Here is a 2988-nt window from a genome sequence, read left to right as displayed (position 1 = left end):
TTAACAGCAGGTGAAGGTTCCGATCTCATTACTGATTTCACAAAAGGTGAAGACTTACTCGTATTAGGGGGCGGTCTAACTTTTGCTCAACTTAGTATTACCCAAAACGCTGATTCAGCTTTTATCAGGATTGGTCAGAACGGTCAACTTTTGGCTGCTTTGAATGGGGTGCCAGCTAGTGCGATCGATCTCAATGATTTTACCCTCCTTGGCTGAGCACTAGATCCTCAGGCCTGTCTGGCGTGAGTGCCGACTTGCCTGGCCTATTGGTGCGATCGGCTTTACCCGATCCTACAGTTGGGCGATCGGCAATCAACCTAGTTTATTGCCGATTGCCTGTTAAAAGAAAAAGATTTAACGATGAAATTGAGCGCAAATGCTGCCGTTCTTTCGCTTTGCTCTAAATTGACTTGATATTTGTTAGCCATGTGCATAATGCTGCGCTGCCGGATTGAACCTTGATAGCGTCAGCGGTTTTCAATCAAACCGTGGACCAGCAGCCAGTCAACAATTACGCCTTCTCTTAGAGAGCGATCGCACACAGTCAGGCAGTTTGTGGCTGAGTTAGGTTGCGAATTAAAGCCTTAATTCTGCCGACATGAAACCAGCAGGAAGTTGGGAATTCATTGCCAAATTATAGTGTAGCTAGCTCTACATTTACCATCTAAATTAACTGCAACTGGCTCAAATCCTCATCCATTCGTATAAGTAAGCAGAATTTTCTGAGCCTTCGCCTAAATCTCAAACACAGTCGGGGAGAGGCTTTGAGAGTTTCGGGAGATGTCTCTTGCCGTCAAGGCTTTTCATACAATAGCCTTTATTGCCTAGTCCGCTAAGCGTGCTTGCATCTTCCTGCTTTGACTTCATCTTTCTTTACACTGCACTGTTTATTTATGTCCGACTACTTAACGTCTCTATTGAGTGAATATAAAAAAGTACCTCTTTTCTCCCCCAGGTAGGGAAATTAGTTAAAGGCAATAGTTTCACATCAAGAAAATAAATGTCTAAGCGCGCTCTTTCATACTAGCTATTCAACTCTAAGTATAAACTTTTATTACAAAAAAAATCAAAGATCCGGAGCAGTTTATGCTAGATACATAGTGAGCTCAAGTCAAGCGAGTCTAGCGCATTTATAAACTTTTGGTTTATGTGGAATTCGCGTGCCGATGTATTCGCAGGTATCTGTACACGCGAGACAAAAGTAATTACCACTTAGAAAAAAAAGGCAAAAAGACTATGAGCGCAAATGATAACTTTGCTAACCGAATTTTCCTCAATGGCCTACCTGTGAGTACAACAGGCTCAAATATTGGAGACACCGGAGAAGTAGATGAACCTGCCCAAAGTGGGCAAATTAACTCGGCGTCGTGGTCTGGGACAGCACCCAGTAGCGGGATAGTTAATTTGGACACCATAGGTAATAATTTCGATACTTTCTTGTACCTTTAAAAACAGCATTTGTGCTATTTTCTATCCTTACAATCTTTTTATCAATAGAAAAGTTAATCTATCATGACTACAAATTTTAGCTCAGATCGTGTAATAGTCAAACTGAAGCCGACCGCGTCTTCAAGTGAAATTACCACCTTGCAAGCAGAAATCGGAGTCACAAAAGTCACCAAAGCCTCACTATTTGGGATTGACATTTGGAACGTTCCGGCAGGAAACGTTGAAGAAATAATATCCGCTTATAAGGATGATTCCCGCTTTGAATACATAGAGCCGGATTATATTATCACCCTTGATGATGTCGAAAAAACGAGTCCTACTCAACAAAATTTAGGAACAATTACACCGCAAACCACAACTCCCAACGATCCTGGCTATCCCCAATTATGGGGACTCAACAACACAGGTCAAAGTGGGGGAACACCCGATGCAGACATCGATGCCCCCGAAGCGTGGGATATTCAAACGGGCAACCCAAACCAAGTTATCGGCGTTATTGATTCAGGAGTTGATTACAACCATCCCGACTTAGTGAACAATATCTGGACAAATCCAGGGGAAATCGCTGGAGATGGCATCGATAACGACAATAACGGATTTATTGATGATGTTCGCGGCTGGGACTTTGCCTATAACGACAACGACCCGATGGATGTGTTCGGACATGGCACCCATGTTGCGGGAACCATTGCCGCAAAAGGCAATAACAGCGTTGGTGTGACCGGGGTTGCCTGGAATGCCAAGATTATGCCACTTAAGTTTTTAAATGATAGTAATTATGGCTACACATCTAATGCGGTTTTGGCACTTAATTATGCTACTGCCAAGGGCGTCAAACTTACTAATAACTCTTGGGGTGGGGGACCCTACAGTCAATGCCTATACGATGCCATAAATACAGCCGGACAACAAGGAGCTTTATTTATTGCTGCAGCGGGTAATGGCTCCCAGAACACTGACATAACGCCTCATTATCCTGCCAGCTACAATCTATCTAATATTATCTCTGTTGCCTCAACCACCCGCACCGATGCACTCTCAACTGTCAACGATGGCGGCTCCAACTATGGACTCACCAGTGTTGATTTAGGAGCACCAGGTGCTCAGATTTATAGCACCACACCCGGAGGAAATTATGACCTTAATTCTGGGACATCCATGGCATCTCCCCATGTCACCGGTGCGGCGGCGTTGGTGTGGTCTCAAAATCCGACTTGGACAGCACAGCAAGTTAAAAACCAGCTGCTGGGAACAACGGATCCTATTCCTGCTTTGAGTGGTAGGACGGTTTCAGGGGGTCGGTTGAACCTTTACAATGCTTTGGGGGGATCTAACGGTAATCCTGGCAACAATCCGCCAACAGCAAATCCCGACACCTACAGCGTCCTGCACGATCGAGTTCTCTACGGATCTCCTGGAGTCTTAAACAACGACACCGACAGGGACTTTGATGTGCTGGTTGCCGCCTTAGTCCAAGGCCCGAGCAACGGTCTGATCGACTTTTATCCCCAGGGCGAGTTCTATTATTATCCTAATCCA

Annotated in this window: 2 protein-coding genes and 2 pseudogenes; 3 read left to right on the top strand and 1 reads right to left on the bottom strand. The window is 44.7% G+C overall.

All coding sequences use genetic code 11. From position 1 onward, the window contains the following. A pseudogene (locus tag QUB56_RS36655) lies at window positions 1–216 on the top strand (calcium-binding protein); the annotation flags it as partial. A 149-nt stretch (window positions 217–365) separates the two neighbouring features. On the opposite strand, the pseudogene QUB56_RS36650 reads toward QUB56_RS36655, so the two are convergent. Further along, a pseudogene (locus tag QUB56_RS36650) lies at window positions 366–548 on the bottom strand (Ppx/GppA family phosphatase); the annotation flags it as partial. A gap of 688 nt (window positions 549–1236) precedes the next feature. On the opposite strand from QUB56_RS36650, the gene QUB56_RS36645 reads away from it, so the two are divergent. Both QUB56_RS36645 and QUB56_RS36640 read left to right on the top strand, forming a co-directional pair. Beyond that, window positions 1237–1449 carry a hypothetical protein gene (locus QUB56_RS36645; RefSeq protein WP_332961265.1) on the top strand — a complete coding sequence of 71 codons (213 nt, stop codon included), beginning with the start codon at window positions 1237–1239 and terminating at the stop codon, window positions 1447–1449. 63 nt (window positions 1450–1512) lie between these two features. After that, the coding region (locus QUB56_RS36640) for a S8 family peptidase (protein ID WP_332961264.1) at window positions 1513–2988 on the top strand (1476 nt) is incomplete at its 3' end.

This window comes from Microcoleus sp. AR_TQ3_B6 (genome assembly GCF_036702785.1).
Taxonomy (GTDB): Bacteria; Cyanobacteriota; Cyanobacteriia; order Cyanobacteriales; family Microcoleaceae; genus Microcoleus.
This window is presented reverse-complemented; position numbering and strand designations above follow the sequence as displayed.

Bases quoted from the DNA above. Each gene is read 5' to 3' on its own strand.
- QUB56_RS36645 (WP_332961265.1), top strand. From the start codon at position 1,237: ATGAGCGCAAATGATAACTTTGCTAACCGAATTTTCCTCAATGGCCTA.